Source organism: Archangium sp. Cb G35 (assembly GCF_001896145.1).
In the GTDB taxonomy this organism is placed as follows: Bacteria; Myxococcota; Myxococcia; order Myxococcales; family Myxococcaceae; genus Archangium; species Archangium violaceum.
On record NZ_MPOI01000007.1, the window covers coordinates 415,046 to 439,395 of the forward strand.

A 24,350-nucleotide genomic window follows, 5' to 3' on the forward strand; every position below is an offset into this window, starting at 1 on the left:
CACATGGCGATCGACGGGTACATGCCGGGTTTCGGCAACGAGTTCACCACCGAGGCCGTTGCGGGGGCGCTTCCGGAGGGGCAGAACTCTCCGCAGCGCGTCCCCTACGGACTCTACGCCGAGCAGCTGTCGGGCACGGCGTTCACCGCGCCCCGGCGCGAGAACCGCCGCAGCTGGCTGTACCGGCTGCGCCCCAGCTCGAGCCACGGGTCCTTCCGCCCGCTCCCGGAAGGACTGCTGCGCAGCGGGCCCTTCACCGAGACGCCCGCCACGCCCAACCGCCTGCGCTGGAACCCGCTCCCGCGCCCGGCCCAGCCCACGGACTTCATCGAGGGGCTGGTCACGTTCGGCGGGAACGGCTCGCCGTCGCACGGCGTGGGCGTGGGCATCCACCAGTACACCGCCAACCGGTCCATGACCGACACCGTCTTCTACAACGCCGACGGTGAGCTGCTGATCGTCCCGCAGGCGGGGCGGCTGCGGCTGGTCACCGAGATGGGCGTGCTCGGGCTGGCGCCGGGCGAGGCCGGTGTGGTGCCGCGTGGCGTGCGCTTCCGCGCCGAGCTGCCCGACGGCGCGGCGTCCGGCTACATCTGCGAGAACTACGGCGCGCTGTTCCGGCTGCCCGAGCTGGGACCCATCGGCTCGAACGGACTCGCGAACCCGCGCGACTTCCTCACGCCGGTGGCCGCCTTCGAGGACGTGGATCGCCCCACGCGCGTCGTGCAGAAGTTCCAGGGCCGCCTCTGGGCCGCCGAGCTGGACCACTCGCCGCTCGACGTCGTGGCGTGGCACGGCAACTTGGTTCCGTACAAGTACGACCTGTCGCGGTTCAACACGATCGGCACGGTGAGCTACGACCATCCGGATCCGTCGATCTTCACGGTGCTCACCTCGCCGAGCGACAGCCCCGGGGTGGCCAACTGCGACTTCGTCATCTTCCCGCCGCGGTGGATGGTGGCCGAGAACACCTTCCGCCCGCCCTGGTTCCACCGCAACATCATGAGCGAGTTCATGGGGCTCGTGCACGGCGCGTACGACGCGAAGGCCGAGGGCTTCACGCCGGGCGGCGCGTCCCTGCACAACTGCATGAGCGGCCACGGCCCCGACCGGGAGACCTATGAGCGCGCGGTGGCGGCCAACCTCGCACCGCACAAGATCGCCGACACGCTCGCGTTCATGTTCGAGACACGCTGGGTGATCTCCCCCACGCGCTTCGCGATGGAGACCCCTGCCCTGCAGCGCGACTACGACGCCTGCTGGTCGAATTTCCCCAAGGCACGCCTGCCCGGAACGGGCTCGGAGACGAAGCGGTGAAGCTTGCCTCATTGAAGTCGGGACGTGACGGCCGTCTGGCCGTCGTCTCGGATGACCTGGCCTGGTGCGCGGACGCCACGGCGATCGCGCCGACCCTGCAACGTGCGATCGACGAGTGGGAGCGCTGCGAGGCTCCGCTTCGGGCCCTCGCGGCGGCACTCAACCGAGGTGACGGGCAGAGGAGCCCGTTCTCCGAGGCCGAGTGCGCCTCTCCCCTGCCCCGCGCCTATCAGTGGGCGGATGGTTCCGCTTACGTGAACCACGTGGCGCTGGTGCGCAAGGCGCGCAAGGCGGAGATGCCCGAGAGCTTCTGGACCGATCCCCTCATGTACCAGGGTGGCTCGGACGGCTTCCTCGGCCCGCGTGAGCCCATTCCGCTCGCGGACGAGAGCTGGGGCTGTGACCTCGAGGGCGAGGTCGCGGTCATCACCGGGGATGTGCGGCAGGGCGCGACGCGCGAGGAGGCCCTGAAGGCCGTCCGGCTCGTCATGCTGGTGAACGACGTGTCGCTCCGTAACCTGATTCCGGGAGAGCTGGCCAAGGGCTTCGGGTTCTTCCAGTCCAAGCCGGCCTCCTCCTTCTCGCCGGTGGCCGTCACGCCGGATGAGCTGGGCGGCGCGTGGCGCGAGGGCAAGCTGCACGGGGCGCTGCGCGTCTCGTTGAACGGAGAGCCCTTCGGACGCGCGGATGCGGGCGTCGACATGACGTTCGACTTCGGCACCCTGGTGGCCCACGCCGCGAAGACGCGCGACCTGTGCGCGGGCACCATCATCGGTTCGGGTACCGTGTCCAACCGCGATGCGGATGGCGGTCCCGGGAAGCCCATCCGGGACGGCGGGCACGGCTACTCCTGCATCGCCGAGGTGCGGACCGTCGAGACCCTCCTGGCCGGAGCCGCCAAGACGTCCTTCCTGCGTCACGGTGATCGCGTGCGCATCGAGATGCAGGACGAGGCGGGCCGTTCCATCTTCGGCGCGATCGACCAGACCGTCGCGGCACCGCGCCGATGACCGCGGGACGTACGCGCGTCTTCGAGACTCCGGCTGGCGTCGCGCTCTGTACGCTCGGCGCCCTGGCGGATCCCGGGGCGCGCAACGTCGTCCTGCAGATCGATGACGCCTTCTTCCACGGCTTCCTGGTGCGCACCGGCGACACGGTCCAGGGCTACGTGGACCGCTGCCCGCACCAGGGATTGCCGTTGGCGCAGAAGCTCGACGGCTACCTGACGCCCGACGGCCAGCTGATCTCCTGTTCCTGGCATGGGGCTCTCTTCCGGTTGGACGACGGAGTGTGCGTGGGCGGACCTTGCTCCGGCCAACGGCTGACGCCCTGGCCCGTCACGGTCGAGCACGGTGTGGTGAAGACCGCCTGAGAATGAGTGGCGTGGGCGTCCGCGCTCCTGCATCTTGCGGTGCGTCATTTCCACCCAGGAGGCTCTCTCCATGCGTCCGCTTCTTCTGGCCCTCGCCGCCCTGGCGACGGCCGCCTGTGTCCGAAACGCTCCCGCTCCCGGAACCGCCGAACGCTCCGGGGGAAACAAGGCCCCGGCCCTCGAGCTCGTGGCGCAGTCGCCGCGGCAGTGGACGGGGATCGCGGTCTCGAAGGACGGCCGCATCTTCGTCAACTTTCCCCGCTGGTCCGAGGACGTGCCCGTCTCCGTGGCCGAGCTGAAGAACGGACAGGTCTCCGCCTGGCCCGATGCCACCTGGAACGAGTGGACGCCGGGCACGACCGAGCTGAACCGCTTCGTCGCCGTGCAGAGCGTGGTGATCGACGACCAGGATCGGCTCTGGGTCGTGGACACGGGCAACCCCCGGTTCAAGGGAGTCATCGCGACGCCCCGGCTCCACCAGTTCGACATCTCCAGTGGACGGCTGGTGCACACCTATGGCTTCCCGCCCGAGGTGTCCTCCGGCGACAGCTACCTCAACGACGTCCGCATCGACACGGAGCGCCAGGTGGCCTACCTCACCGACTCGCAGGCCGGGGGTCTGGTGGTGCTGGATCTGAAGAGCGGCAGCTCGCGCAAGGTGCTGAAGGATCATCCGTCCACCCACGCCGACGCCAGCCACCTGATGGTGCTGGGCCGCCGCTTCGACAAGAAGGTCCATTCAGATGGAATCGCGCTCCCCCTGGACCGCAAGACGCTCTACTGGTCCTCGCTCACGGGCCACACGCTCTGGCGCATTCCCACCGAGGCGCTGCTCGACACGAGCCTCGATGACCAGGCACTCGCCAGCCGGGTGGAGAAGGCGCACACCATCGTGGCGCCCGATGGAATCCTCTTCGACGGCAAGGGAGTGCTGTGGCTCGGTGGACTGGAGGATGGCTCCATCTACCGGTACGTGCCGGGCGGAGCCTACGAGCAGGTCATCCGCGACGACCGCCTGCTCTGGCCGGACAGCTTCGCGGAGGGTCCGCGGGGGTGGATCTACGTCACCACCACGCAGATCCACCTGCCCCCGGCCGAGCGCGGTCCCTACGGCATCTACCGCTTCCAGCCCTGAGCCCGGCGGACCTCGTCAGGCGGCGTCGCGCCGGGAATCTCCGGCGCCCGCCTTCAGCAGCTTCGGCGCACGGGAGAACACCATCGTGCCGTCGTCGACCCTGCCGAAGCGCAGCATGAACATGTCGAGCGCGTAGTTCTGGTAGAGCCGCCACGGCTTCTTCGAGCCCTGCTTCGGCATCACGTCGAGCGCCCGCTGGACATAGCCCGACGTGAAGTCGAGCAGCGGTATCTCCTCGACCGAGGGGTCGCGGCGCGGCATGCAGGCCGTCACGCCCTGCTGCGCCATGTGGTTGAGCAGGCGGCAGACATATTCGCTGGTGAGGTCCGCCTTCAGCGTCCACGACGCGTTGGTGTAGCCGAACGTGAATGCGAGGTTCGGCACGTCGCTGAACATCATGCCCTTGTAGCTGAGGCTCTTCGACAGGTTGCACCGCGCGCCGTCGACGCTGAACTCGATATCGCTCAGCAGCTGCAGCTTGAGCCCCGTGGCGGTCACGATGATGTCCGCCTCCAGCTCCTGGCCGGAGGCGAGCTGGATGCCCTTCTCCGTGAACGTCTCGATGTGATCAGTGACGACCGCGGCGCGGCCCTGCTTGATGGCGTCGAACAGGTCGGCGTCGGGGACCATGCACATGCGCTGGTCCCACGGTTTGTAGCTCGGCGTGAAGTGGACGTCGTAGCCGGGACCGAGCTGCTCGCGCGCCAGGCGGACGATGACCGCCTTCACCCGCTCGGGCATCTTCCGAGCCAGCTTGTAGAAGAGCATGCTGAGGAGCACGTTCTTCCACCGCGTGATCCCATAGGCGAGCTTCGACGGCAGGACACGGCGCAGCCCATTGGCGATCCGGTCCTCGGCCGGACGCGAGACGATATAGGTCGGCGAGCGCTGCAGCATGGTGACGTGCGCGGCCGTCCTGGCCATCTCGGGCACGAGGGTGACGGCGGTCGCACCACTGCCAATCACCACGACGCGCTTGTTCGCGTAGTCCAGCTTCTCCGGCCAGAACTGCGGATGGATGAGGGTGCCCTGGAAGCGTGCCTCACCGGGAAACCCGGGCCGGTGGCCCTCGGCGTAGTTGTAGTAGCCGCTGCACATGAGCAGGAAGTTGCAGGTGAAGCGGACCCGTTCCTTCTCGGGCCCACGCTCGGCCTCGACCGTCCAGCGAGCGTGCTCGGAGGACCAGGAGGCCCGCTTGACGTGGTGCCGGAAGCGGATGTGCCGGTCGATCCCATACTCGCTCGCCGTCTCGCGCACGTAGCGCAGGATGGACGGTCCATCGGCGATCGCCTTCGCGTCGGTCCACGGCCGGAACGAGTAGCCCAGCGTGTGCATGTCCGAGTCCGAGCGGATGCCCGGATAGCGGAAGAGATCCCAGGTGCCGCCAATCGCCTCGCGGCCCTCGAGGAGCACGTAGGTCCTGCCCGGGCACCTGGCCTGCACGTGATACGCCGCGCCGATGCCGGACAGTCCCGCGCCAACGATGAGCACGTCGAAGTGCTCCACCGGTGCTTCCGCCTTCGCGGCCGAAGCGCCCGAGGCGTGTTCGTCGAGTCCTGCCCGGTCAGTCATGGATGCTCGCTCCCGTGCGGCGAAGCAATTGACACCGCACATTGTCAAATTGCATCTGACAACGGTTCATGTCAATAGAACTCACATGCCCTCCTCTCCCGTGGCCAACCGGCGTTATCGCGGCTCCTCAGCGGAAGAGCGCCGAGCCCAGAGACGTGAGCAGTTCCTCGAGGCGGCCATCCAGGTCTATGGCGAGCAGGGCTATCGCAATGCGACGGTGAAGGCCGTCTGTGAGGCAGCCGGGCTGACCGAGCGCTACTTCTACGAGTCGTTCTCCAACAGCGAGGAGCTGCTCGTCGCCTCCTTCCAGGCGGTGATGCGGTTCCTCTTCGGCGAGCTGGAGAAGGCCATCGCGGAAGCCTCGGGGGGTCCGGTCGAGCGGGCGCGCGCGATGCTCACCGCGTACTACGAGGCGCTCCAGGGCCATCCCCAGTCGGCGCGCGTGTTCCTCGTGGAGATCTCGGGCGTCAGCCCCGCGGTGGACCAGGCGCTCGAGGCCTCGCTCCATGAGTTTGGCGACCTCATCGCGCGGACGCTCTCCCCTCGTGGAGATGGCAGCGCGGCGAGCGACCCGCTGCTGCGCGCGGGAGTGGTCGGCGGCGTCATCCACGTCGCATTGAAGTGGATCTCGAGCGGCTACTCGCAGCCGCTCCACGAGGTCGTTGGCGCCGCCATGCGCCTGTGCCTGGTGCTCAGGGGACGCTGAGCCAGGCGGTCAGACCCCCTCGACAGGCGGATCGAGTCCGGCACCCCGGCGAGGACGCCGGAGCCCTGCTCGTCCTGGGAGTCTGGACGATTGGTCAATTCTTTTGGACTGGATGCCATGGCACGTCCATGGCGGCCTCGGCATTTCAGAGCCGTGGCCAACCAGCCAAGGAGAAACATCATGACCAGCACACATCAACCGCGAGGGGTGGAGCGCCGCCTGGAGCGGATCATCGACCTTCCCGCTCCCACGCCGGGGCAGTTCGGGCCCGCGCACACCGTGGTGCCGGTCATCTCGCCGGAGGACTACGCACGATCCGATCCGTTCATCCTGTTGATGGAGGACCGCATCGACGGCAAGTTGCAGGGCGGACCCCACCCGCACGCCGGATTCGAAACGGTGACCCTGGTGGTGAAGGGCGGGATGGTCCACGACAACGGCAGGCTGGGCGAGCGTGACGTGCAGTGGATGACGGCGGGAAGTGGAGTCATCCACGGCGAAGGACTGGAGGAGGCTGGCCAGGGCCGCATCCTCCAGTTGTGGTTGACGCTGCCCAAGGCGCAGCGATGGGCTCCCCCCAGCTTCCAGGACATTCCCTACGCGCAGCTCCCGGTCCGGCGAGAGCCGGGAGTGGAGGTCCGGCTGTACAGCGGCAGCTCGGGAGGGGTGCGGTCGGAGACGAAGAACTACGTGCCCGTCACCCTCGCCGAGTTCCAGCTCGAGCCGGGCGCATCCATCGAGCAGGACCTGCCGGCCTCGTACAACGGCTTCTTCTACGTGCTGGAGGGAGAAATCTCGGTGGGCCCCGACGCCAGGACACTGCGGCCCGGACAGGTGGGCTGGCTGGATCATCCGGAAGCCGGTGGACTTGGCTCCATCCGAATCACCGGGACCACCCGGGCGAGGGCCCTGCTGTACGCCGGCCAGCCCCAGGGAGATCAACTGGTCAGCTACGGGCCGTTCATCGGAGACACCCAGGCAGACATACTGCGGGTGATGGGCGAGTACCGCTCTGGCCGCTATGGTCCGCCGCCCCGTCGTTAGCATGTCTTGAAAGCATCAAGAAAAGGAGAAGTCATGGGATTCCTGAAGCCCCACGCCGAACGCATCTATGCCCTGCTCCGAATCATGAGCGGATTCATGTTCACGCTGCACGGGATGCAGAAGCTCTTCGGCATGTTCGGCGGCGTGCCCGCCGGGGCGCCCGCGTTCATCGTCTACGGCGCCGGAGGCATCGAGTTCGTGGGCGGCGTGCTCATCCTGCTCGGGCTGTTCGCCTCACCGGCGGCCTTCATCTCGAGCGGCACCATGGCGGTCGCCTACTTCATGGGGCACGTGATTCCCGCCCAGTGGAACATCCTCCCCATCGTGAACAAGGGCGAGCTCGCCGCGCTCTACTGCTTCGTGTTCCTCTATATCGCCGCGCACGGCTCGGGCATCTGGAGTGTCGACGCCGCGCGCCGGGGCGCGAAGAGCCAGGCCTGAGACACGGGGGGCAGGCCTCCCCTCCCCTACCTGCTGGTTGGCGACGAGAGCGCGCTGCCAGCGATCGGCCGCCGGGTTGAAGCGCTGCGCCCGGGAGTACCCGTGACAACCGTGGTGGCCGTGGCGAACGAGGGCGAAGTGCAGACCTTCGTGACCCGGGCCTCCTGGCGGCCGGAATGGGTCGTGCGTGGGGAGCCGAGCACGCACGACGGCTGAAGGTCATCGCGGCCGTCTCGATGCCGGTGGAAGACCAGACGGTCTGGCCTGGGCGGTTCGCCGTTGAACGAGCGCGGAGTTCATCTCTCCACCGTCAGAAAGAGGGCAATCGACAAGCTCGTCAGCCCCAGGCCCTATGGTGGCCACGCATCGGAACCAGCGCACAGAGCGAGAACCCATCATGAGAAACACCGCCACGAAAGACACCCCGCCCCGCCACTGGCCGGAGGCGGTGACCCTCCGGCGCTTCTTCGGCTTCGTGGCTGCCGCGTGCCTCGCCACCGGCCTGAGCGCCTGCGGCAATACGCAGCGCTTGCAGGCCACATGGACGGCCGCGCCGCAGGACTACAACGAGCCCTTTCCAGTGCCGGGGGTGCCGCAGCCGGAGCCGCAATCCTTCCAGGATCAATCGATACGGCATGTGATGCGGGTATCGGCCGGCGGGGACAAGGTTCGGGTGAAGGTGTCGAACCTCTTCGGCACCGCTCCGGTCACCCTCGGCGGCGTGCACATCGCCCGCAGCACGGGCGGCGCATCCATCGATGCTTCCACGGACACCGTCCTCCGCTTCAACGGTCAGGAGTCCGTGACGGTTCCCGTCGGCCAGGAGTCCTGGAGTGACGAGACGCGCTTCTCGCTCCCATCCCAGACGGACGTGGCAGTCACCGTGTACGTGCCCCAGACGACGCCCGTGGCGACCGTGCACTCGCAGGGTCAGCAGACCATCTCGATCGCGGCCGGAAACGCCCTCGGCAGCGCGACCTTCACCCCAACGGAGACACGGCAGTCGTACTACTGGGTGACCGGTATCGACGTGAGCAACGACGATGCCCGCGGAGTCATCGTCGCCTTTGGGGATTCCATCACCGACGGCGCGCTTTCGACCGTGGATGCGACCAACCGTTACCCCGACTTCCTCGCGCGTCGCGTCGCGGCCGACCCGGAGTTGAAAGGGTTCAGCGTGGTCAACCAGGGCATTGGGGGCAACCGGGTGCTCAACGACGTCATCGGGACCAGGGCAGTGGACCGCTTCCAGCGTGACGTGTTGGACACGACGGGTGCCACCCACGCCATCATCCTGATCGGCATCAACGACATCGGCTTCGGAGCCTTCGCGCCGGAGCAGGCGGTGACAGCCGACGAAATCATCGCTGGCCTCCAGACGATGGTGGATCAGGCGAAGGCCCACAACGTCGCGGTGTTCCTGGGCACCCTGCTCCCGTTCAAGGGCACCTTCCCGCCGTACTACAGCGAGGAGACCGAGGCCAAACGGCAGGCGGTGAATGCCTGGATTCGCGCCAACACCGCACAGGTCAAGGGCATCATCGACTTCGATGCGGCCACGCGTGACCCGGCCGACCCACTCCAGATGCGCCCGGAGTACGACAGCGGCGACCACTTGCACCCCAACGATGCCGGCTACGAGGCGATGGCCAATGCCATCGACCTGGCCTTGTTCCGGTAGGGGAGCCCGGCCAGCCGCGGCGGTACGTTCAGCACCAGGGTGGCCGGGGCCTCATCGAGCTCGGAGTCGCTCACCCGCACCGCTCTGAATCGGGTGGGTAGGGAGAGGTGGACCCGCGCATCCCCGGCTCCACCCTCCGCAACAACCGGAGGTGGCCCGGAAGCAGACCCCACTCATACCGCCCCGAGACACGCTCGTAGCGCACGCGGCGTGGAGCAGAAGCGCGACAAGAGCCCAGGCGCTCAACCTCGGGCGCCGCCGCACGTCCGCCGGAGGCCCTGCCATGAGCCGGGTGGTTCAGGCTCCAGCCGCACACGTCCTCCCGGATGGTGCGGCTCCGCTCGGAGCGCCAAAGGCGTCTGACATGAAACTGCCCATCGGCTAGCCTCATTCTCGATTGCATGCACGACCGCCAAGCAGGCTTGCGAGACGGGTACCCACATGCTCAAGGCTGAGCTTCACGGGAAGATTGCTGACGACTCGAGCAACGCGACTGAACGCAGCGAGGACGTTCTTACGTCCAATGTCTTCGGAACACTGAGCTATCTTCCACCCGCTGCAGCGCTCCTCCCCTGGATTGCGCGGGCTACCCCGCTAGCAACTCACGCCCGCCCTCTCCTCCCATCAGACGTCCAGGACGCAGCCCTCGTCTTCTGGCCGAAGCTTGCTGAACGTGAGGCAGATCTGCTCCTCGTCCTTCTCTTATCAGGGACGGTCGAACTCGTGGCCATCGAGTGCAAGTACCACAGGGGGAAAAGCGGCCGGGCTCGCAACCCAGGCAATGAGCTCGCCGCAGATGATCTAGATGAGGAGCCACTCATTGCCTGTGGCGACCAGCTCGCAGACTATCTCACCGCCCTGCGCGCCCATAACGTGCGCCCGCGTCCGTATGAGCCCACCAAGGTGCGACGGGTGAGCCTTTTATACGTGACCGCGCACGCCGCCCCCCCATGGGGGGAATTCGAGGAAAGCATCAGCCAGTTCAAGCGTCCTGACGAGGTCCGTGACGCATTTTACTGGCTCAGCTGGCGCGACCTCTTCACTTGCCTCCCGGCCGCAGAGGCCGGAGGAAGCGTGGCCGCGCGCATCGTCAGCGACCTGAGGGATCTGCTCGATCGCAAAGGGTTGAGGCCCTTCGCTGGCTTCCGCGACCCAGCACCCCCACTCACAGTTCCTCCCGCTCACGCGGCCTTCTGGCGGGGTAGCCTCGGCAGTATCTTCTTCCGCCACCTCTCGCCCCCCTCATCCATTCCTACGCACGCGACCTGGTGGACGCCTGCGTGACCTATCTACCAAGTGACACCATGACGCCTTCCTCGCCAGCCGGAGGCGACCTCGGTCGCAAGATTCTCGAGTGCTCCCGCTTCATGCGCTCCACATTCGCGCAAATACAGGGTCTACTCAACGCAGTCGACAGCGCGATGGACGACCTCGGGTTTGAGAGCGCGATCGGAGCCGAGGTGAAGCTCGACGACCTGCGCCGCAACATCAACGCGCCGCAAGCATGGCTACAGGCGACATTGGGACGGCCCTACTGGCCGCGCCTCACCAACCGCAATAGCAGCGCGCCCACTTCAGAGTTGGCGGTCATCGAGGTGCACCTGCTGCCCTCCTGCGACGCGGAGCACGCCCTCCTCGTTGCAGCACACGTGCAATTCCCGAAGCCTATGGCGCTCCATGAAGTCAAGACCGTCTACAACAGCGGCCCGTGGATGGAGGGGACGCTCAAGGGCGTATACCCCATGGCGGCAGAGCGAACCCTTCAGCCGGGGCTGCACCCGGAGTGGTTCAAGAACGAGGGCACCCTCCAGGTCGCCGCATGGCCGCTCGTCTCCATCGAGAGCGAGTTGGCGGTGCGTACCACCGTGGTTGGCAAGCTGCGGAAGTGGCGCGACTCACCTGAGCACCGTGGGACGCTGGGAACTGCACATGAAGGCGAACCGGCCGAGGCTCTCAGCAAGTCGCGCTGAGTTGGCTCACCGCACGCTCCTCTGCCGTGCGCTCTCCGCACCTCTCCGGCAACATGGTGAGGTGCCGCAGCAACGAGCGCGACTCCACGCCTCACCCTACAAGATGACCCATCACAGCGTGTCGCGGTTGAAGATGGCCAGGGAGTGCCATATCAGCCCGTCTCGGCCGTAGAAGAACAGGATGAGACAGTAAGGACTGTCTGACGGCTCATCCGGATGGGGCGTCCATGCTAGCCGGAGACCATCCAGAACCCTTGGACCCACGTCCGGAGAGTAGTTTTGGCACTCCGCTGCGAGCGCGTCTGTCGGGTCGAGTCGCCGGAGCTCCCGCCACTCACCGGCTGGACTGGAGAGAAGTGTCCTCAGAACTTCCTGATGGCGCTTCATTCCAACGATGTCGCCAGAAACGAGCTCCAGCAACACATCCAGACTCATGGGTTCCATATCACCTCCCGAAGAGAGACTTGAATGCATTGAACTCGTGCCCGGTAGCCAGCCGGAGAACACCACTTTGGACTCTACTCCTGTGCGCAGCCGCGCTGCGCACAGCTACAGTCGTAACGTGCGTACCGTTCTGCTCGAAGATGTGTTCTCGACCGTTCGGACCCCGAACGACGAATCTGCCGTTCTCCGACTGAATGAAGACATCGGAAGGGCGAGCGTTCCTCACATCGTTGAACGCTGTCCCGACAGGCCGGCCCTCCAGCTGTCGCTGCCGGGCATGCTCGGACTTCGATGGCCCATTCACCGTCATGGCCACGACATTGGCGGGCAGGACGACACTGAAGGTGCCCTCGGCCACGGCGACCTTCACCTTGTCCGCTTCCTGCACGGCCGTCAGCACGTCGCTGATGCCGGCATGGGACTCGAGCGCACCGGCCGCTTTCGCGAAGCCCGGCAGCGTCGGGGCCTTGGACACGAGCGCCGCCGTCTCCCCCACCGCCGCCGTGCCCAGCAGGAGGAGAATCCGCACGCTGTTGGGCCCGATGACCTTGCCGAAGCGGTCTCCCGCCTCACGCAGTTCCGCGAACGTGCTGGCCTCCGCCGCCTCCTCCCAGAGCTTGAACCAGGCCCGTACCAGGTCGAAGAGCGCCCAGCCCAGGTAGCCCCACATGAGGAGGGCCAGTGCGGTGGCCACGCCTTTAGAAACAGGCTCGGGTGCAGCAACCAAAGCCATGTATCCGATGATGGTGAGGCTCAGCGCCGTCCATAGCTGCTTCGCGGAGAACATGCCTCGCAACTCCGCGTCCCGCGCCTCCAGCGCAGCATTCACGGAGAGCGCCAGGGCGAGATCGCGCTTGTCCTCGCCGTCCAAGCCCGGCCCGTCCTTGAACAACCCGAGGCAATCGCCCGGCGTGCCTTGCCGCTCGCAGAAGCTCCCGTAGGAGCGCGCCAGGGGCGTGCGCCACGCCTCGCCCGTGAGCGGAACGGAGGCCAGCGCCAGCTTCCGGTGGAGGTAGAGCGGGACAGGACAGTCGGCCAGCCGCAGCGGTACGTTCAGCACCAGGGTGGCCAGGGCCTCATCGAGTTCGGAGTCACTCACCCGTACCGCCCCGAACCGGGTGGAAAGGGAGAGGTGGACTCGCACATCCCCAACCTCGGCCTCCACGACCACCGGGGGTGGTTCGGACGCGGGAGACCCCACTCGCACACCGCCCCGAGGCCCGCCCGTGACACACGCAGCGTGGAGCAAGAGGACAATAAGAGCCCAGGCGCCCAACCCCGGGCGCCGCCGCGCGTGCGCCGGAGCCGCTCCCATGAGCCGGGTGATCAAGCGTCACCTCCCCAGCGCGTCGCACGGGCTGGGAAACGAAGGCCCGAAAAAGAGAACGGGCCGCCAGGCTTTCACCTGGCGACCCGTTCATGGAGCCGACACCCAGATATGAACTGGGGACCTACTGATTACGAATGAGTGGAGCCGGCTCGGGCCATCATCGTAACCAGCCGGAAACACTGCGAAATATGGCCTCTTTTGGCCCTGCTTGGCTACCGGTGGCGGCTCGAATTACCCAACAAATTACCCAACACGAGCAGCCCCAAGCCGCACCTTCGATGGGCCGCGTGGGCGAAACCGCCCGGGATGGCAACCACGTGGCCGTCTAGTCAGCGCTCGCCTCGCCGTTGGTAGGCACACCGGACATGGACGGGGTCTCACCTGGGGCCTGAGCCCCCGCGAGCTGGCGGGCCCGGTCGAGCGACATGATGCGAGTGCCGAGTGTGCGCCCCACGATCTGGTCGACGTGGAAGCGCGGCAACACGACCGCCGTCAGCGCCCTAGGCGTGAGGATCGACTCAACATCCGTCGACGTCCAGAGCGGGCTAGACCCTTTGAGGGCCCGGGCGGCCAGAACTGCCTCAATGAGCTGGAGCTCGAACCACGACCTCACCGTTTCAGTAACGATGACTCCAGCCCCGGGGATGTGCGCGTAGTGCCGTTGCCAGCGCGAAATCATGTCCGTGAACACCCGGAAGTCCGCGTTGATCTTGAGCACGTGCGCGCTCTCGATGTACAGCGCCGCCTGGTCCTCGATCTCGTCCGGGTTCCGGCTGCTGTCGCTGGTGCTGACCCAGTAGACCTTGGGCAGGTCCGGCACTTTCACCTCGCGCGCCTGCACGCCAACGGCGTTCGCAGCCGCACGCTGCGTGAAGTAGTCCGCCGCCCCCCCCGTACCGCGCTTTCGCGTCCGGGTAACCGGATTGACGGACGGCTCCTCGGGCGGCTGGGGCGGATCGACGACCTCTTCGCCCGGGTTCGCGAAGCCGCTCGTCACCGAGTCCGGATCGGCCTGCACCGTGCCCCGGCGTGAGGCTTGGTAGCGGCTGAAGCGGAAGAGGTCCGCGACTCCCTTGAGCCGGTCGAGCAGGCTCTTGCGGTGATCGGGATCCATCGTCTTGGGCGCGCTCTCCTCCATAAGCTTGCGAAGCGGCGCCGGCAACCGCGCACGGAACTCCTCGGCCCAATCCGTCCACGGCAGCGGCTCACTGTTGAGCAGCAGCGTGGTACGCGCTGTGTTCGAGGTGAGCGACCCCGCCGTCGAGTCGGGTTCGACGATGAGCACGACCCGCTTCATCCCGAACACCACGCCGAAGCTCTGGAGCCGGATATTACCGGCCGGCGCGACCGCGACGTCGTAGAGCTCATTCTGCCACAGGGCCGCGACGACGCCTGGCGTGGGGTAGTGGCCGCTGTTGGTGTCGGCGTCCTCGCGCAGAATCCACCAGTGCGCCGTGGCGCCACTCAGGGGGACCGAGCCGGAATCGAACCGGTTCTTCGGATCGTTGAGCCACGCCTCGAGGCCGGAGATCTTGCGCAGGAAGTTGTGCTGGTCCCCCTTCGGGAGCCGCCAGCCCTCGTGCACACGCACGTCGGCCCCTGCCGGGAAGCGGAAGAACCTCCCGTTGAGGTAGCGCGTAATCCACCGCTTCGGAGTGTGGAGCCCCGGAGGCATGACGGTGGTGTCCTCGCCCTTGGTCTTGCCGAGCAGGATGACCACGGTGCCATGCTGGTCAATGGCGTCCGGCTTCTGCTCCGGTGGCACCTGGCCCCACAGCTCATGCGAGCCGTCGGCATGCACGAAGGGTTCGAGCCTGTACCGCCCGGTGGCCCGGTCGTGCTTGAGGATGACCATCGCCCCCTGCCCGTTGACCCACGAGAGGTACACCACCCCCTCCGGGTTCGCGGGCACCGTCGAGATGCGACCGCCGACGCCGAAGTTCTCCTCCATCGACTGCGTGCGCCCGCTCTTGGAGAGCCCCGCAACATGCGAGACGAGTTGCGGGCCCGTCATGCCGATACCGGTGTCGATGCAGCAGAGCTTCGTGAGCTGCTCGTGGTCGTACATCGGCCGGTGGATCGTCCAGATCACCTGCCCGCCCTCGGGCGGCAGCCACTGCAACCCGTTAGCGGTCAGCTCGCGGACGAACTGGCCCGGCGCGCAGTCCTGGTAGAGCCGGTCGACAATGAACGTGACGTTCTCAACGCGAAGGGCCCCGGCGTCCGGAGGGGCGGCGGGGTTGCTCGGCGATAGGGGCACGTTGATCGCGGTCTGCACGGACTCGCGATTCCCGTGCGGCCCACCGTCGTTGGGCGGGGCCGCCGTGGGATCAAGCGAGGAGAGCGGGACGTTGGACGTGCCACCAGGGACAGGCACAGCCCCCTGCTCCGCGGCGCTGCGATTCTGCTTCGTACTGATGCGATTCTGCTTCGTACTCATGACGATGTGCTCCTGGCGAGATGCCCTCGGGCACGCGTCCCGTACGACTGGCGGCACGCGGAACGCCTCCTCCGCGTAGGTCCAGAACGCACGGTTGCGCGCCAAGGTCACGGCGCCGGTTGAACCGCGCCCTCCAGCGATTGCCAGGCCGCGCGGCTGCGCGGGGGGCCATCGCTGGTGAAGCGGTGGTCGCACCCTACCGTGTCCGCGACATCCGATCCAGCCAGTCAATTGGCTGCGGGCCGACCGCTGCCACCCCCCTCCTGTGAGGGCGGCCTGGGCCAGCGTGTTGCCCAAGGGGCTCTAGGCATCCCCGCCTTCTAGGCGGGTGAGCGAGCGGGCGAATGAGCGGACGAGCGCCACCTACTCGCGCCCGAGGCCCCAGTTGCGTTCGGGATCGTTGGTGCGATTCGGGGCGGGACGAGCGGCCGCATATACCGAGCCATCGCTGCCGTAATAGTCGGTCCACCGGGCGACGATGGACTTCCCTGAGTTCGAGGCCATCTCCCCGCGGTCCACCTGGAACGTCACGCCCCGATGCCGAAGGGGGTGCGCCTCAAGCCACGCCCGGCGCTCGTCGCCGGCCCCATGGGGACACTGATCCCGACGGAGCGCGTCCAGTTCCCGGAGCAGCTCGTGCGACGTCGGCAGCGTCTCGACCATCGCGTCCAGCTCGTCCTCCGTCAACGCGACCCAAGCGGCCATGTGTTTCGGCAAATCGCCGGGCTGCGCCCCTTTGCGTAGCGGGAGGCGTCCCTCATGGTACGCCGCCACGAGCGCCCGGGCCCCGGCCGGATACACGAGGACCATGCTCCCATACCTTGTCGGGATCTCGCGGGCGGCCGGCCACCGCCCCACCGACCCCTGAAACGCACCGGCTCGGTGAAGGACGTCTGTCGCGGCACTCTGCGCGCCGCGCTTCGGAACGCCGGGTAGCTGCGCGAGAAAATCCCCGAGTGTGTAGCTGGGAGTTGCCATGATGGAGACGTTAGCTGCGCTCGGCTCCTTCGTCATGCACCTGCGCGCCGCGCTATACCAGGAGCGCCGCAGGCCGAATGCCCCCGATCCGGGCCTGCGCAACCACGCGGTTGGCAGGCCCTACGACTCGATGACGACGGCCAGCCGCTCCCACCCTCTCCTGCATGCGAAATCCGCAGCCTCCTGTGGGTATCAGCTCCTGAGCCGGGATTTCCTCCCGTCCACACCCGGAGTCCCTCATGGTCTTCATCCCCTTCATCGTCAACAACCTCGGCAAGATCGCCGCTGCGGCTGCAACCACCTTGGGCATCGCGGGTTACATCAACCGTGACCGGGTCGGCCGCTGGCTCTCGGACGAAGAGCCCGACGCCAAGGAGCGGAAGCAGGGGCACCTCCAGGACGCAGCGGGCGTGCTCGAGACGGCCGAGTCGATCAAGAACCTCCACGGCCAGCTGGCCCCGGACGAGCTGGACAGGAAGCACACGGAGCTCTTGGAGAAGCTCGCCGCGATGAACACCAAGACGGTGACCGAGTTCAAAGGGCTCATCGCCGACGCGCAGTCGGAGGTCATCACCTCCATGGCCGAGTTCGAGGGCCAGCTCGACGCCCAGCGGAGCGAGACGCGGGATCTCGGCGAGGAGCTGCGCGAGGCCGTGGCGGACTTGGCGCGCCGCCAGGATGCGGTGGAGCAATTTCTCCACGGCAAGGACAAGGGCGAGGTCTTCGCTGTGCCCGGGCGTCAGCGCACGACCGAGGCTCCGCCCAGGCAGGAGCAGACGGGCAAGAAGTCCTCCTCCAGCAGCAAGCGCAAGGGCAACGGGAGCACCGCGCCGGAGGCCCGCGCCCCCTGACGCTCTCCCCCGCCCTCTCGCAGCTGCATGCCGGTAGTGGCCCACGAGCCCCCCGGCTTTTTTGGCCTCGAGTGGCGCGCAGCATCACCAGCCCGGGGCTACTGCCACTCCGTGCTACGCCACGGGCCTCCTTCTGAGACGCGACAGGTGCTCCTCGCCGCTCTCCACGAAGCGCCGCGCCAGCTCAGAGCCCATCAGACCTCCTCGAACTTCACCCCGGTGATGCCCGCGCGCTCCAGAGCCTCCTTGAGGTCACCGGAGATGAGGAGGGGGCCTGGCCACCCCCGAGCGCGGAACACCCTGGCATCGCCCACTCTCGACGGATCGATGCGCATGTCACGCACGGAGGCGTACTGCCCGACCTTGTGAGGCAGCCCATCCTCGTGCGTCCAGAGCCGTATCCGGGAAGCCCGCTCATCGATACAGGGGATGAGCCGCGTGGCCACGAGGATGAGGTACTGGTCCGGCTGACCTTCAAGGTCCACGGGGAAGAGCTGCACGTCGTCAGGGGCGAGTTCCGTGAAGATGTTGGCGGCCCTGACATGGACGACGGGGACGCTTAGGCCCGCGAGACTGAAATCGAGCGCTCTACCCGCATGCTCGATGGGAACCTTCAATCGCCCGTCGATGAGCACGGGTTCGCCACTCCTGAATATCCAGGGGTCGTCCACCTCACGCCCCTGTCTGTCGGTCGGATTGTCCAGGAGCCAGCGACCCGGAACGTAGACATCATCGTACAACTCGAAGAAGCGCTGAGACATGCCGGATATCTAGCGCGACGCACCTCGGGTGACGAGTTGGTTGAGCTCCGTGCCCTGCGTGGCGATTTCCTCGGCCAGCACGCCGAGTGCCTTCGTCAGCGCAGCCCGGCACTCCGCGACACCACGGCAGCCCTGCATCGCCTGGTCCAGTTCTCGGAACACAATGCGATGATACCGCTCAGGATGAGGCCCCTTGTGGCCCTCGATGGGCACCGTGTTCTCCACGTCCTTCATCCTCATCCCGGCCTTGTCGAAGAGCTTCTTGAACCGTGGTGTCCAGGGTCCGCCACGCGCGGTGGAAACCTCGTTCTCGACGGTGGCGATGTGGTGCACGTCCGGCTTCTTCTTCGGCGGGTCCGCGCGAGCGGGAGAGCCCCTCGCGGCCATGCCCACGGCATTGGCGGGCAGGACGACACTGAAGGTGCCCTCGGCCACGGCGACCTTCACCTTGTCCGCCTCCTGCACGGCCGTGAGCACGTCTCGGATGCCGGCATGGGACTCGAGCGCACCGGCCGCTTTCGCGAAGCCCGGCAGCGTCGGGGCCTTGGACACGAGCGCCGCCGTCTCCCCCACCGCCGCTGTGCCCAGCAGGAGGAGAATCCGCACGCTGTTGGGCCCGATGACCTTGCCGAAGCGGTCCCCCGCCTCGCGCAGTTCCGCGAACGTGCTGGCCTCCGCCGCCTCCTCCCAGAGCTTGAAGTAGGCCCTCACCAGGTCGAAGAGCTCCCAGCCCAGGTATCCCCACATGAGCACGGCGAGTGCCGCGGCGACGCCCTTAGAAACCGGCTCGGGTGCCGCAACCAAGGCCATGTATCCAATGATGGTGATGCTGAGCATCGTCCACAGCTGCGTCGTGGAGAACATGCTGCGCAGCTCGGCATCCCGAGCCTCCAGCGCCGCATTCACGGAGAGCGCCAGGGCAAGGTCGCGCTTGTCCTCGCCACTCAGGCCCGGACCGTCCTTGAACAACCCGAGGCAGTCACCCGGCGTACCTTGCCGTTCGCAGAAGCTCCCGTAGGACCGCGCCAGGGGTGTGCGCCACTCCTCGCCTGTGAGCGGAACCAAAGCCAGCGCCAGCTTCCGGTTGGGGCAGAGCGGGAAGTGCGAGCCGACCACCCGCAGCGGTATGTTCAGCGTGAGGGTGGTGAGGGCTTCGTTGAGCTCGAAGTCGCTCACCTGCACCGCGCCGAATCGGGTGGGCAAGGAGAGACGAACCTGCTCGTCCGCAACCTCAGCCGCCCCCGTCTTCCCGGCCTCCGCAATAGCCACGGATGAGCGCGCGTCCACATGGACGCGGGGTGTCAAAGGAACGCCCGTGACACACGCGGCCTGGAGGACGAGGACGATGAGGGCCCAGGCACTAAACCCAGGGCGAGGCCAGGTGCCTGACGGGTGTGGCCCCTCATGACGGGTGGACATGCCGCACCTTCCCAGCTTTTCGCGTGGGCCGGAAAGGTGGAGGGCCCAGGGGATGGGTCTCCGTCTGCGGTAGCCCACAAAGAGAACGGGCCGCCAAGCTTTCACCTGGCGACCCGTTCATGGAGCCGACACCCAGATTTGAACTGGGGACCTACTGATTACGAATCAGTTGCTCTACCGACTGAGCTATGTCGGCACAACCACAGCGCTTTTCGGCGTCACCGAAGATGGGCGCGAAGTAACACGCGGTTCCGGACAGGGCAAGCACTTCTTTCATCCCCTCCACTTCCAGCCTCCACCCGCCCTCCTCCCGCGCCACCACAGCCCAGGAGAGCACGCAGGCGAGCACACGCCGTGAATGACACGCCGCGTTGGCTAACTACCTGAAACAACTAAAAGTTTGGATTCCAACAAGCCTGCCCGGCGGTTGACCTCATGGGGGGCCTATGCGCATAAGGGCCCCGCCTTTACTCAACAATCGCCTTTCCCCAAGGAGCGATTTTTCACATGGCCAGCGAAGAGAATTTCATGCGCGCCCCGGCCCCGACGCCCAAGCGCACCGTCTACACGGAGGCGATGGAGATCTTCCATCGCGCCGCCGACCTCATCGGTCTCGACAAGCGCGTTCGTCTGGAGCTCGAGGAGCCCGACTACGAGCACATCTTCTACGTCACCGCGAAGCTGAAGGACCGTCTGGTCCCGCTCGCCCCCGAGCAGGCCAAGGACTTCGCCAGCCTCTCCGTCACCCAGGTGCGCAACCCCGAGGGTCTCGAGCGCCTCGCCGACGGGAAGATCATCCTCAACGGCCGCGCCCTCCTGGGCTCGGACGTGAACATCAGCCGCGGCCACCTGCGCCTGCCGGACGGCAACGTGTACCAGCTGGTGCCCGGTGAGTCCCAGCGCTTCAAGGCCTACCGCGTCCAGCACAACCAGGCCCGCGGCCCCTACAAGGGCGGCATCCGCTATCACCGCGAGGTCTCCCTGGATCTCTTCAAGGCGCTCGCCGCCGAGATGACCTGGAAGACCGCCATCTCCGAGGTTCCGTTCGGCGGTGGCAAGGGTGGCATCCAGATCGATCCGCGCTCGTACGGCCGCGAGGAGCTGGAGAACATCACCCTGCGCTTCATGTACAAGCTCAAGAGCATGATCGGCCCCAACATCGACATCCCCGCGCCCGACGTGGGGACCAACGGGGACATCATGGCGCTCATGTACCGTCAGTACTCGGACGGCGAGCGCGAGCGGCACAACATGCGCGGCATCGTCACCGGCAAGGACGTGCGCATCGGCGGCTCCGAGGGCCGTGCGGCCGCCACCGGCCAGGGCGTGGCCTTCTGCATCGAGGACTACTACGCCGAGAAGGGTGAGACCCTGAAGGGCAAGACCTTCATCCTCCAGGGCTTCGGCAACGTGGGCAGCCACGGCGCCTCCATCCTCCAGAAGATGGGCGCCCGCCTGCTCGCGGTGAACGACGCCGACGGCACCATCTACAACGGTGACGGCATCGACGTGCCCGCCCTCATCGCCCACCTCAATGATCCGAAGAACCTGCGCAAGAGCGTGCTCGGGTTCGCCGGCGCCCAGAAGATCGAGAAGAAGGACTTCTGGGAGGTCCAGGCCGACATGTGCATCCCCGCCGCCCTGGGTGGCGAGATCACCGCCGACGTGGCCGAGCGCCTCAAGGTCAAGCTGATCGCCGAGGGCGCCAACGGCCCCACCACCCCCGAGGCCGATCGCGTCCTGCAGAAGCGCGGCATCGACATGATCCCCGACATCATCGCCAACGCCGGCGGCGTGACGGTGAGCTACTACGAGTGGATCCAGAACAAGCGCATGGAGCGCTGGAGCGAGGCCGAGGTCAACCAGCGCCTCGAGCACGCGATGAAGCGCAACTACCGCATCATCCGCGACATCTCCCGCAACCAGGCCCGCCGCTCGGACACGCACGACAGCCGGCAGTACTGCATCGGCAAGGAAGTGGATCCCCGCTGCGCCGCGATGATCCTCGCGCTCAAGCGCATCGAGGCCCACTACCTCCTCGAGGGCTTCTCGCAGTAAGCCCCTCCCCCTGAAGCACGAAGGGCACGGCTGCTCCTGGCGGCCGTGCCCTTTCGCTTTTCCGCCCCCCGTCCGCTCAGTGCATCACGCGCTCGCGCGCCACCAGCAGCAGGGGTTGATCCTCCGCCACCTCGTAGGCCACCACCCGCAGGCCCACGCCGCGGCTGTTGCCCTCGCGCCCATCCTTGCGCCCGTACGCCAGCGCCACCTGGTAGCGCACCTCACACAGGCACGTCATCTCCGTGCCGTCCTCGCCCGCGAACGTCACCTTCACCCGCTCACCCAGCGACAGGTGCTCCCGCGTCTCCACGAACATGCCCTGGGCGCTGATGTTGCGGCCGATTCCCCGGCTCAACCCCCCCTCCGTCGAGAGGTAGATGGTGAAAACCTTGTCGAAACGCAGGTGGGTACGCCGCTCTCGGACCTGGGCCTGTGGTGCCAAACTGCTGCCTCCGGGTAGGGGGGAAGGTGGGACAGAAACTACATGGTGCGAGCATGTAGTCAAAATCTCCACCAGCCCATACCGGCACATACCGGCACGTACCACCACGTACCCATCTCCGGGGTGCCCGGAGGGGCCCGGGGGTGGCACCATCCGGCCTCCCCTCCTTCCCCTTTTCTCTTCCCCTTTTCCTGGAGTAGCCCCCGAGTGAGACGACTCTTCCTGACCGCCCTGTTGCTGCTGCCCACGCTCGCCCTGGCGGACGTGGATGCGCGCTTCGCCCAGCTGAGGGATCAGGCCGAGGCCCTGGGTAGCCTCTCGTCGTTCCTGGACAAGTACATCGGCGAGTGCGCCGGGTTGTTCGTCAACCCGTCGTGCAAGAGCAACGCCGAGGCGTTCCGCGCGAAGTACGGCGGCCGGAAGCTGTACATGATCGTCGGCGAGGACGCGGCCACCATGCTCACCCCGGGCCCGTACCAGCCCGGCAGCGGCAACTACACCATCCAGGTCCTCCCCTACTTCCCGGGGGACGCCTATGCGCTCACCCAGGGCATGCCCACGCAGACGGACTCTGCGGGCAACCCGCTCCTGCCCCTCATCCGCATCACCGGCACCACCCCCGAGGGCTGGGCCGCCACCGACTTCCTGCGGCTCTTCTCCAGCAAGAAGATCCGGGCGCAGATCGTCTTCACGCCCCAGGGGGTGTGGACGATCCCGCGCAAGCAGGGCGGCAAGGCCCAGGGCGTGGCGGCGCGGATCGAGGCCATCCTCCTCACGTTCGCGCCCACGGGAGATCCGCTGGGCCTGTGGTTCGCCGATCAGCCCACGGCCGCGCCCAAGGAGCCCGCCAGCAAGGGCGGCAAGAAGGGCAAGAAGAAGTAGCCGCCGGGCAGCTCAGTACTTCAGCGCGACGTATTGCTGCACATCCCCGCGCTGCACGCGCAGGAGCACCGAGGCGCTCGCGCCCTTCTCCAGCGCGCCCCGCACCGCCGCGACGTCCTTCACCTTGCGGCGGTTGACCTCCAGCACCACGTCACCCGTCCGCAGCCCTGCGCTCGCCGCCGGGCTGCGCGGCAACACCCCGGACACCAGCACCCCCCCGTAGGGCTCCAGGCCCATGGGAGCGGCCACCTCGGGGGTGACGTCCCTCAGCACCAGGCCGAGCTCGCCCAGGTTGCCCGGGCTGTTCATCGCCGCCAGCACCTCCTGCGCCGGACGGGCGGACAGCTTCACCTGCACCTCCTGCGATACCCCGTCACGCAGCAGCGTCAGCTTCGCCTCGGACCCCGGCGCCATGATGGCCACCTTGCGCAACAGCTGCTGGAACGAGTCCACCTGCTTGCCGTTCACCCGCACCACCTGATCTCCGGGGCGGATGCCCGCCTGCGCCGCCGGGCTGGTGGGGTACACCCGCGTCACCACCGCGGCGCGCGTGCCCACCTGGGGCTGCTCGTCGATCACCACGCCCAGCCAGCCCTTCTGGAGCTGGCCGTTCTTGCGCAGGTTGGGCAGCAGATCCTTCACCATGTTGATGGGCACCGCGAAGCCGATGCCCTGCCCCTCGGTGATGATGGCCGTGTTCACCCCCACCACCTCGCCCCGCATGTTGAAGAGCGGCCCGCCCGAGTTGCCCGGGTTGATGAGCGCGTCCGTCTGGATGAAGTCGTCGAAGGGGCCCACGCCGATCACCCGCTCCTTGGCGGAGATCATCCCGTGCGACACCGAGTGGTCCAGGCCGAAGGGGTTGCCAATGGCCACCACCCAGTCCCCCACCTCCATCCGGTCCGAGTCCCCCAGGTATACCGCCGGCAACCCGCCCACGCCCTTCCCCAGGAGCCGCAGCAGCGCCACGTCCGTGGACGCATCCCGGCCCACCACTTCGGCCTGGAACTCGCGCCCGTCCGACAGGCGCACGAGAATCTCACTCGCGGCCTCGTTCTCGCGCGCCACCACGTGGTTGTTCGTCACCACCAGCCCGTCCGGGGTGAGGATGAAGCCCGAGCCGCTCGCCGAGCGCGTCGCGCCCCGCAACGGGTGGACCGTCTCCATGACGTTGATGTTCACCACGCCCGCCTCCACCGCGCGGATCAGCGGCGCCAGTGAGGTGGGGGGCACGAAGCCCGGCAGCATCGGCTCGCTGGAGACCCACTCCCGCCACAGCCCCATCGGCCCGCTGTTCACCCGGTTGGAGTCCTCGGCCCAGGCCGCATGCTCCCGCGCCCGGGCCTGGAGCCACGGCGCGAGCGCTCCCTGCTGTGCCCGTACACCCGGGACGAGCACCAGCGAGAGCAGCACGAGGAGGGGAAGCAGGACGGGAGCTCGGGGATTCACGACACGGGCCATGGCGAGGGCTCGAACAACCACTCCCTCCGCCTATTTCCCGGGATTG

23 protein-coding genes and 1 tRNA gene are annotated in these 24,350 nt (G+C 67.2%); 14 read left to right on the forward strand and 10 right to left on the reverse strand.

All coding sequences use genetic code 11. The features are described 5' to 3' along the window. Positions 1–3: 3 nt before the first annotated feature. The 4 genes from hmgA to BO221_RS23180 all read left to right on the forward strand — a co-directional run bounded on the left by hmgA (position 4) and on the right by BO221_RS23180 (position 3,824). Entirely contained in the window at positions 4–1,317 is a 1,314-nt protein-coding gene (hmgA, locus tag BO221_RS23165) for a homogentisate 1,2-dioxygenase (protein WP_073562653.1), read from the forward strand. Next, positions 1,314–2,327, forward strand: coding sequence for a fumarylacetoacetate hydrolase family protein (locus BO221_RS23170; protein ID WP_073562654.1), 1,014 nt, complete (start codon positions 1,314–1,316; stop codon positions 2,325–2,327). The genes hmgA and BO221_RS23170 overlap by 4 nt, the downstream gene beginning before the upstream one ends. Further along, positions 2,324–2,689, forward strand: a complete 366-nt coding sequence (locus BO221_RS23175) for a Rieske (2Fe-2S) protein (RefSeq protein WP_073562655.1) — start codon at positions 2,324–2,326, stop codon at positions 2,687–2,689. Before BO221_RS23170 ends, BO221_RS23175 begins: the two co-directional genes overlap by 4 nt. Before the next feature lie 70 nt (positions 2,690–2,759). Beyond that, positions 2,760–3,824 (forward strand): L-dopachrome tautomerase-related protein, encoded by a 1,065-nt coding sequence (locus BO221_RS23180; RefSeq protein ID WP_073562656.1) that lies wholly within the window; start codon positions 2,760–2,762, stop codon positions 3,822–3,824. Positions 3,825–3,839: 15 nt separating this feature from the next. Here the strand turns inward: BO221_RS23180 and BO221_RS23185 are convergent, their stop codons facing one another. Continuing rightward, positions 3,840–5,396 carry an NAD(P)/FAD-dependent oxidoreductase gene (locus BO221_RS23185; RefSeq protein WP_083681285.1) on the reverse strand — a complete coding sequence of 519 codons (1,557 nt, stop codon included), beginning with the start codon at positions 5,394–5,396 and terminating at the stop codon, positions 3,840–3,842. Positions 5,397–5,481: 85 nt separating this feature from the next. Here BO221_RS23185 and BO221_RS23190 point away from each other — a divergent pair, with 85 nt between their 5' ends. The 7 genes from BO221_RS23190 to BO221_RS23220 all read left to right on the forward strand — a co-directional run bounded on the left by BO221_RS23190 (position 5,482) and on the right by BO221_RS23220 (position 11,238). Next, positions 5,482–6,102: a TetR/AcrR family transcriptional regulator gene (locus BO221_RS23190; RefSeq protein WP_073562658.1), complete on the forward strand. Its 621-nt coding sequence runs from the start codon at positions 5,482–5,484 to the stop codon at positions 6,100–6,102. A gap of 180 nt (positions 6,103–6,282) precedes the next feature. Next, positions 6,283–7,146 carry a pirin family protein gene (locus BO221_RS23195; protein WP_073562659.1) on the forward strand — a complete coding sequence of 288 codons (864 nt, stop codon included), beginning with the start codon at positions 6,283–6,285 and terminating at the stop codon, positions 7,144–7,146. A 33-nt stretch (positions 7,147–7,179) separates the two neighbouring features. Next, on the forward strand, positions 7,180–7,587 hold the full coding sequence (locus BO221_RS23200) for a DoxX family protein (protein ID WP_073562660.1): 408 nt from the start codon (positions 7,180–7,182) through the stop codon (positions 7,585–7,587). A 33-nt stretch (positions 7,588–7,620) separates the two neighbouring features. Beyond that, the gene (locus BO221_RS23205) at positions 7,621–7,803 is read left to right on the forward strand and encodes an SIP domain-containing protein (RefSeq protein WP_255408485.1); all 183 of its coding nucleotides are present in this window, start codon (positions 7,621–7,623) and stop codon (positions 7,801–7,803) included. Between the two features lie 181 nt (positions 7,804–7,984). Further along, a complete protein-coding gene (locus BO221_RS23210) occupies positions 7,985–9,268 on the forward strand; it encodes an SGNH/GDSL hydrolase family protein (RefSeq protein ID WP_233166224.1) in 1,284 nt (427 codons plus the stop codon). A gap of 441 nt (positions 9,269–9,709) precedes the next feature. After that, complete coding sequence (locus BO221_RS23215) at positions 9,710–10,552, forward strand: hypothetical protein (protein WP_073562661.1); 843 nt, start codon at positions 9,710–9,712, stop codon at positions 10,550–10,552. Positions 10,553–10,572: 20 nt separating this feature from the next. Continuing rightward, complete coding sequence (locus BO221_RS23220) at positions 10,573–11,238, forward strand: hypothetical protein (protein WP_143195622.1); 666 nt, start codon at positions 10,573–10,575, stop codon at positions 11,236–11,238. A 111-nt stretch (positions 11,239–11,349) separates the two neighbouring features. On the opposite strand, the gene BO221_RS23225 is transcribed toward BO221_RS23220, so the two are convergent. From BO221_RS23225 to BO221_RS53915, 4 genes are all read right to left on the reverse strand, one after another. Next, positions 11,350–11,673 (reverse strand): hypothetical protein, encoded by a 324-nt coding sequence (locus BO221_RS23225; protein WP_143195623.1) that lies wholly within the window; start codon positions 11,671–11,673, stop codon positions 11,350–11,352. Positions 11,674–11,683: 10 nt separating this feature from the next. After that, a complete protein-coding gene (locus BO221_RS23230; RefSeq protein WP_143195624.1) occupies positions 11,684–12,781 on the reverse strand; it encodes a hypothetical protein in 1,098 nt (365 codons plus the stop codon). A 556-nt stretch (positions 12,782–13,337) separates the two neighbouring features. Further along, a complete protein-coding gene (locus BO221_RS23235) occupies positions 13,338–15,452 on the reverse strand; it encodes a hypothetical protein (RefSeq protein ID WP_143195625.1) in 2,115 nt (704 codons plus the stop codon). A gap of 363 nt (positions 15,453–15,815) precedes the next feature. After that, positions 15,816–16,157: a hypothetical protein gene (locus tag BO221_RS53915; RefSeq protein ID WP_143195626.1), complete on the reverse strand. Its 342-nt coding sequence runs from the start codon at positions 16,155–16,157 to the stop codon at positions 15,816–15,818. Between the two features lie 512 nt (positions 16,158–16,669). Here BO221_RS53915 and BO221_RS23245 point away from each other — a divergent pair. Next, complete coding sequence (locus tag BO221_RS23245; protein ID WP_073562667.1) at positions 16,670–17,281, forward strand: hypothetical protein; 612 nt, start codon at positions 16,670–16,672, stop codon at positions 17,279–17,281. A gap of 194 nt (positions 17,282–17,475) precedes the next feature. On the opposite strand, the gene BO221_RS23250 is transcribed toward BO221_RS23245, so the two are convergent. The 3 genes from BO221_RS23250 to BO221_RS23260 form a co-directional block, all read right to left on the reverse strand. Then, positions 17,476–18,042 carry an imm11 family protein gene (locus tag BO221_RS23250; RefSeq protein ID WP_073562668.1) on the reverse strand — a complete coding sequence of 189 codons (567 nt, stop codon included), beginning with the start codon at positions 18,040–18,042 and terminating at the stop codon, positions 17,476–17,478. A 9-nt stretch (positions 18,043–18,051) separates the two neighbouring features. Further along, on the reverse strand, positions 18,052–19,245 hold the full coding sequence (locus BO221_RS23255; protein ID WP_083681287.1) for an AHH domain-containing protein: 1,194 nt from the start codon (positions 19,243–19,245) through the stop codon (positions 18,052–18,054). A gap of 336 nt (positions 19,246–19,581) precedes the next feature. Beyond that, positions 19,582–19,657, reverse strand: a tRNA-Thr gene (locus BO221_RS23260). Between the two features lie 311 nt (positions 19,658–19,968). On the opposite strand from BO221_RS23260, the gene BO221_RS23265 reads away from it, so the two are divergent. Next, entirely contained in the window at positions 19,969–21,519 is a 1,551-nt protein-coding gene (locus tag BO221_RS23265) for a Glu/Leu/Phe/Val dehydrogenase (protein WP_073562670.1), read from the forward strand. A 76-nt stretch (positions 21,520–21,595) separates the two neighbouring features. Here BO221_RS23265 and BO221_RS23270 read toward each other — a convergent pair whose 3' ends face one another. Then, the gene (locus BO221_RS23270) at positions 21,596–21,961 is read right to left on the reverse strand and encodes a PilZ domain-containing protein (protein ID WP_043398228.1); all 366 of its coding nucleotides are present in this window, start codon (positions 21,959–21,961) and stop codon (positions 21,596–21,598) included. A gap of 207 nt (positions 21,962–22,168) precedes the next feature. On the opposite strand from BO221_RS23270, the gene BO221_RS23275 reads away from it, so the two are divergent. Then, positions 22,169–22,843, forward strand: a complete 675-nt coding sequence (locus tag BO221_RS23275; RefSeq protein ID WP_073562671.1) for a DUF6066 family protein — start codon at positions 22,169–22,171, stop codon at positions 22,841–22,843. A 12-nt stretch (positions 22,844–22,855) separates the two neighbouring features. On the opposite strand, the gene BO221_RS23280 is transcribed toward BO221_RS23275, so the two are convergent. Beyond that, a complete protein-coding gene (locus BO221_RS23280) occupies positions 22,856–24,304 on the reverse strand; it encodes a trypsin-like peptidase domain-containing protein (RefSeq protein WP_073562672.1) in 1,449 nt (482 codons plus the stop codon). Between the last annotated feature and the right edge of the window lie 46 nt (positions 24,305–24,350).